We start from the raw sequence: 5,700 nt of genomic DNA, 5'->3' as shown, positions 1-5,700 counted from the left end.
TCGATCCGGCGGCGCTGGACCTGCCCGATGACACGCTGAACCTGCTCAACACGCCGCTCGACTCCTTTGGCGTGGGCGGGGCGGGCGCAGAATATTTCCCGGGCACGACCGGGGCGATGTTCGACCTGATGGCGGCGGCCGACGCGGCGGTGTCGCAGACGCTGGGCGCGCTGCTGCAGCCGGCGCGTGTCGCGCGCCTGATCGAGACCCAACGCCGCGACACGGAGGCGCTGGCATTTGAAGATGTCCTGGGCGGCGTCGAGCGCGTGGTGTTCGCCTCGCCTGCCACGTCGCGTCAGGCGGGTATCCTGCGCCGGGAGCAGGTACGATACGCGTCGATGCTGATCGATCTCGCGTCGGACGCCAGCGCGACGCCGGAAACAATCGCGCGGACCGATGCCTATCTGGCGCAGCTGAGCCAACGGATCGCCAAACAGGGGCGGCGTGCCAATACCGTCGACATGGCGACCCGAGCGGACATCACGCGAAAGATCACGGCGCATCTCTCCCGCGCTGCCATGCCAGCTGCCCCGGTGGCGCCGGGTGTGGATGTGCCGCCCGGCAGCCCGATCGGGTCGGACCTGGGTGAGGCTTGCTGGCATTGCGACACGGGACTTCTGCGCTAGAGTGACCTCACGAGACCGGCTGAAGCCGGCGCGACAGGGAGTGAGACGATGCGGATCGAGGCAATGCCCGGTGTAGGCGCAGAGATAACAGACGTGGACCTGCGGCAGGTGACTGACTCAGAACTGGCCGCGATCAAGCAGGCTTATGCCGCGCATGGCGTGGTCTTCTTCCGCGACCAGGATCTCAACGAGGACGACCATATCGCCTTTGGCGAACGGTTCGCGCCGATCAATATCAACCGCTTCTTTGCTGCCCATCCCGATCATCCGGAAATTGCCATGGTGGCCAAGGAGGCCGACCAGAAGGACAATATCGGCGGCGGCTGGCACACCGACCATTCCTATGATGTGGAACCGGCGATGGGGTCGGTGCTGGTCGCGCGTGTCCTGCCCGAGACGGGCGGGGACACGTTCTTTGCCAGCATGTATCGCGCCTATGACACGCTGGACGATGCGACCAAGGCGGAGATCGACGGCCTGAGCGCGGTCCATTCCGCGAAGCATATTTTTGGGTCGCAGGAGCAGACCTATTACAACACGACCGATGCCGGTGGCGGACGGATCGGCAATGCGGCAGCGGCAGACGTGCTGGAGGATGTTGTCCATCCGGTGGTGATCACGCATCCGCTGAGTGGCAAGAAGGCGCTCTACGTGAATCCGGGCTTCACGGTCGGGATTGCGGGCAAGTCGAAAGAGCAGGGGGCCGAATTACTGGAGCGGCTGTTCGCGCATGCGATGAAGAAGGAGCACGCCTATCGGTTCAGCTGGAAGCCGGGATCGGTGGCGTTCTGGGACAATAGGTCAACCTGGCACTGGGCGCTCAACGATTATCACGGCCAGCGCCGCATCATGCACCGCATCACGCTGGACGGGTGCGCACTACACTGAGCGCGGAGCGCCTAGTCGAACTTGAATTCGACTCCGGTTTCGGAGCCGCTCTGCCAGCGGCGGATACAGGTGCGCGGCTTCTTGCAGTTCGGTATGTGCATCACGAACTCTTCGGGCAGGTCGACTCCCGCGGGAGTGATGATGCGTGCGCCACCCGGCGACACGTCCCGGATTTCGCATGGCAGGCGCTTGAAAAAACCGAGCCGGATCATGCCTGATTGTGTCAGATTAGTCCGGCGGCCCCTGCGATTCATCGTCGTATTCATTTTACTTCCTCTCGGACGCGACGGCATGGTTTGGCGCACCCAGAGGTATATGTGACAGAAACTGGTAAACAGACCGCCCTATGTTAAGGCGAGTTTTGAAGCATTCAGACAATGACTGACAAAGGAAACCCGCATGGCTGAAGATGTCCGGATCAATGTTCACAAGGGACTGGGACGTATTACCCTGACCCGGCCATCGGCCCTGCATGCCCTGAATGCGCCGATGTGCGAGACCATCCTGTCGGCGCTGGAGCGCTGGGCGGGCGATCCGACCGTCTATCTCGTCATGGTCGAGCATGAGGAGGGCACACGCGGCTTCTGCGCGGGCGGCGATATTCGCATGCTGGCGGAAAGCGGCGCGGGCGATGCCAGCGAGGCGCGGGCCTTCTTCAATGTCGAATACCGGATGAACGCCGCGCTGAAGGCGTTCCCCAAGCCTGTCCTGGCCGTGATGGACGGGGTGACCATGGGCGGCGGCGTGGGCCTGTCTGTGCACGGGTCGCACCGGGTGGCGACCGAGCGGACGGTGTTTGCGATGCCGGAGACGGGGATCGGCCTGTTCCCGGATGTCGGCGGGGGCTGGTTCCTGCCACGCCTTGCCGGGGCGCTGGGCACATGGCTGGCGCTGACCGGCGCCCGCCTGAAGGGCGCAGATGTGGCGGCGGCGCGCGTGGCGACGCATTTCGTGCCGTCCGAACTGGTCTCGAACCTGAAGAAGCAGCTCGAGGGGGCTGACTTCTCGGTCGATGCGGCGGGCCTGCTGAACGAGATATTGCGCCGACTGACCCATGCCGTGCCGGCGGGGAGTTTCGAACCGCACCGTGAGGTGATCGATCGCTGCTTCGCGCTAGACAGCGCCGAAGCGATCGTGGCGGCACTTGAGGCAGATGGCAGTGACTGGGCCATGGAGCAGGTCGCCGTGCTGCGCACCAAGTCGCCCGAGACAGTGAAAGTGGCCCTGCGCCAGTTGCGCGAGGGCGGAGGCCTGACGGACTTCAGGGACAATATGCGAATGGAGTATCGCATCGGCTGGCGGAAGGTGCAGAGCCATGACTTCCTGGAGGGCGTCCGGGCGGTGATCGTGGACAAGGACAATGCACCTGTCTGGTCGCCTGGGCGCCTTGAAGATGTCAGCGACGAGGACGTCGCCCGCTATTTCGAACCGCTCGGGCCGGATGAACTCGAATTCGACTGATCTCCGGTTTCGGGGTGGACAATCCGTTTGTTTGTCGGCGAGAAGCACTTGGGCGGCTGATGGAGACAGGCAATGCGCGGTGAAGTTCTGAAATCTGACAATCTGGATGGCGCGGGCCTGATCCTGGGCGAGGATGGCCAACGCTACCAGTTCACGCAGTTGCAGGTTCGCAACGATGCGGTTCTGCACGCCGGCCAGACGGTTGATTTCATCAGCATGGGCGAAGAGGCGCGCGACATCTATGCATTGGGCGCGGCAGCTGCCCCGGCGCACCCTGCTGCCACCCCGCCAGCCTACGCGGGCGCGCAACCTGCCATGCCTGCGGCCGCGTATGCCACCGCTGTGCCGTTGAAAAGCGATGGATTGTGGACCTATTTCACGCGAGCATTGACCAAGAACTTTGCCCAGTTCCATGGCCGCGCGCGACGCGCTGAATACTGGGGCTATGTCCTGTTTGCGACGATCTTCTATGTTGCCGCGCTGCTCGTCGATGTGATGCTCAGTCTCGCATTCTATGGCACTGACGAGTACGGCGACCCGATCATCCTGCCGATCCTGTTCATCGTGTTCGTGCTTTACAATATCCTGCCATCGCTTTCGATCACCATTCGGCGGCTGCATGATCGGGACCTGAGTGGCTGGATGTACCTGATCAGCTTCATTCCATATATCGGCGGCCTGATCCTGCTGGTCTTCATGATCCTGGACAGTAAGCCGGAGACGAACAAGCATGGGCCGAGCCCCAAGTATATGGGCGCCACGACTGCCGATACTTTCGCCTAGGTCGGCCATATTCCCTATTTACCAAGTATTCATCATGAATTGATGGCCGACTTCATCTGCGCGGCGGCCATAATTCGTGTTTCAGGCATATTTCAGCGCGATTTAGCCCAAAAACACGTTTCGAGTCAGTAACGGTTAATGAATTAGTCCATTTGTTAACAATCAACACTTGGGAAGAGGGTATGATTATCAAATAATTAGGATTGATCGCGTAAATCTACTCAAACTACAACAATAGTTGAGTGATGGTGGAAGTAATGATGATCTCCGATATGCAGGAAACTGCGACCCTTTCCGTTGGCGAGTCTTTTCTCAAGTCTTTGTCCCTTCTTGAACAGGCGCACCGTCGTCTGCACGATGTCGTCAAGGACGACCTCGAGCGCGGTGGTGAACGGTCGCTGACCGGCGTCCAGGCCCTGCTGATCTACGAGATCGGTGATGACGAAGCGCCTGCTTCTGTCCTGCGGGCCCGTGGCGCCTTTGCCGGCACCAGCCTGTCGTACAATGTCAAGAAACTCCAGGAAGGCGGCTACCTGATCCAGACGCGTTCCGAAGACGACAAGCGCACGGTGACGCTTCGCCTGACCGAACGTGGCCTGAAGGTGCGTGACCGCGTGGCGAACCTGTTCGAGAAGCAGGCCACGGCGCTGGAACCAACTGCCAGCGTGCGTCATGACGACCTGTCGCAACTGAACAAGACCATTTCGCGCCTTGAGCGCTTCTGGTCCGACCAGATCCGCTTCCGCCTCTAAGCGGATACCGCAATCCTTGCGGATCACAATTGCCCCCGTCCTCGTGGCGGGGGTTTTTTGTATTTCAACTTTGGTTATATATTGTCGGCATGAAGAGGTTGTGGCTGGTGGCTTTGGGGGCGGCGTACGCCTGCGGTCCTGCTGAGGCGGGGCCATGGACCCGTGACGATGGCGGCTTTTACCTGCGCGGGCTCGTCTCGACTGAAACCCTCGACGGTCTCGACGGCACCCGGGCCGATGTCTATGGCGAATACGGGCTGACGGATCGCTGGACGCTGACCGGCAAGACCGAGGCGGTCGCCTACGAAGACAGTATCGGCGACATCGACCGGCAGTCCTATCGCGTGTCGCTGCGCCGCCAGCTGTGGTCACACAAGGGTTTCACCTTCGGGGCGGAAGCGGCGGCCGTCTATGGCAGCGCGATTGCCGGCACGTTCGGTTGCGATGAATGGGGCGGCGAGGCACGGCTGAGCGGCGGTTACTCAGGCGTGCGCAAGTCGCTGGGATTCTATCTGTTCAGCGATTTCGCGATGATCAGCCATCAGGACGGCTGCGTGCGGCACCGGGCCGAATTCGGCTATGGCGCGGACATTTCGGACCGGATCTTCGTAACCCAGCAAGTCTGGCTCGAACGCAGCAATGACAGCGCTGACTCGAACAAGTTCGAGAGCCAGGTCGGTTATCATTTCGGCCATGTCGACGTATCGGTCGGATACCGCGAGGAATTCGGCGGGGCGTATGAGGAAAACGCCTACCTCATCGCCCTGACCACCCGGCGCTAGGGCGGACGCCTATTCTGCCGGCGGCGCCGTGTAGCCGGTTTCCACCATCAGGTAGGCAATCAGGCCCAGCCGGTCTTCCGGCTTGCGGACGCCCGCGAAGCTCATGCGGTTGCCGGGCAGGAAGGCGCGCGGATTGGTCAGCCATTCGTCGAGATGGACGGGTTCCCAGATGAAATCAGCATCCTCGAGCGCGTCCGAGTAGGCAAAGCCTTCAAGCGATCCGGCTTCGCGACCGAACAGGCCATGCAGGTTGGGACCGACAAGGTTGCCGGCACCTTCTGCCGTCAGGTGGCAGGACTGGCAGAGTTTGAACGTGCGCTTGCCGCGGGCATAATCGGCCGTGTTGTAGGGCGCGGGCAGTGCGGCGAATTCCGGGCTCGGCTCGCCGGGGGCCGGTGCGGCGGCGGG

At 61.8% G+C, this 5,700-nt stretch carries 8 protein-coding genes; 6 read left to right on the top strand and 2 right to left on the bottom strand.

Translation table 11 applies throughout. The features are described 5' to 3' along the window. Both AADA04_RS04955 and AADA04_RS04950 read left to right on the top strand, forming a co-directional pair. Positions 1–626, top strand: a 626-nt coding sequence (locus AADA04_RS04955; protein WP_340692135.1) for a hypothetical protein, incomplete at its 5' end; no start/stop codon positions are given. A 48-nt stretch (positions 627–674) separates the two neighbouring features. Then, complete coding sequence (locus AADA04_RS04950; protein WP_340692134.1) at positions 675–1,514, top strand: TauD/TfdA family dioxygenase; 840 nt, start codon at positions 675–677, stop codon at positions 1,512–1,514. Between the two features lie 11 nt (positions 1,515–1,525). On the opposite strand, the gene AADA04_RS04945 is transcribed toward AADA04_RS04950, so the two are convergent. After that, positions 1,526–1,780: a PilZ domain-containing protein gene (locus AADA04_RS04945; RefSeq protein ID WP_340692133.1), complete on the bottom strand. Its 255-nt coding sequence runs from the start codon at positions 1,778–1,780 to the stop codon at positions 1,526–1,528. A gap of 133 nt (positions 1,781–1,913) precedes the next feature. Between AADA04_RS04945 and AADA04_RS04940 the strand changes: the two genes are divergently transcribed. From AADA04_RS04940 to AADA04_RS04925, 4 genes are all read left to right on the top strand, one after another. Then, the gene (locus tag AADA04_RS04940; RefSeq protein WP_340692132.1) at positions 1,914–2,975 is read left to right on the top strand and encodes an enoyl-CoA hydratase/isomerase family protein; all 1,062 of its coding nucleotides are present in this window, start codon (positions 1,914–1,916) and stop codon (positions 2,973–2,975) included. A 72-nt stretch (positions 2,976–3,047) separates the two neighbouring features. Further along, on the top strand, positions 3,048–3,758 hold the full coding sequence (locus tag AADA04_RS04935; RefSeq protein ID WP_340692131.1) for a DUF805 domain-containing protein: 711 nt from the start codon (positions 3,048–3,050) through the stop codon (positions 3,756–3,758). Between the two features lie 257 nt (positions 3,759–4,015). Beyond that, positions 4,016–4,510: a MarR family transcriptional regulator gene (locus AADA04_RS04930; RefSeq protein ID WP_340692130.1), complete on the top strand. Its 495-nt coding sequence runs from the start codon at positions 4,016–4,018 to the stop codon at positions 4,508–4,510. Positions 4,511–4,599: 89 nt separating this feature from the next. After that, positions 4,600–5,292 (top strand): hypothetical protein, encoded by a 693-nt coding sequence (locus AADA04_RS04925; RefSeq protein WP_340692129.1) that lies wholly within the window; start codon positions 4,600–4,602, stop codon positions 5,290–5,292. Between the two features lie 9 nt (positions 5,293–5,301). Here the strand turns inward: AADA04_RS04925 and AADA04_RS04920 are convergent. Next, positions 5,302–5,700: cytochrome c family protein (locus tag AADA04_RS04920; RefSeq protein ID WP_340692128.1), on the bottom strand; the 399-nt coding region annotated here is incomplete at its 5' end.

The organism is Hyphomonas sp., from assembly GCF_037969335.1.
GTDB lineage: Bacteria > Pseudomonadota > Alphaproteobacteria > Caulobacterales > Hyphomonadaceae > Hyphomonas.
This window is presented reverse-complemented; position numbering and strand designations above follow the sequence as displayed.

Coding starts and splice junctions, on each gene's coding strand:
- AADA04_RS04945 (WP_340692133.1), bottom strand. CDS start 1,780: ATGAATACGACGATGAATCGCAGGGGCCGCCGGACTAATCTGACACAA.
- AADA04_RS04940 (WP_340692132.1), top strand. CDS start 1,914: ATGGCTGAAGATGTCCGGATCAATGTTCACAAGGGACTGGGACGTATT.
- AADA04_RS04935 (WP_340692131.1), top strand. CDS start 3,048: ATGCGCGGTGAAGTTCTGAAATCTGACAATCTGGATGGCGCGGGCCTG.
- AADA04_RS04950 (WP_340692134.1), top strand. CDS start 675: ATGCGGATCGAGGCAATGCCCGGTGTAGGCGCAGAGATAACAGACGTG.
- AADA04_RS04930 (WP_340692130.1), top strand. CDS start 4,016: ATGATGATCTCCGATATGCAGGAAACTGCGACCCTTTCCGTTGGCGAG.
- AADA04_RS04925 (WP_340692129.1), top strand. CDS start 4,600: ATGAAGAGGTTGTGGCTGGTGGCTTTGGGGGCGGCGTACGCCTGCGGT.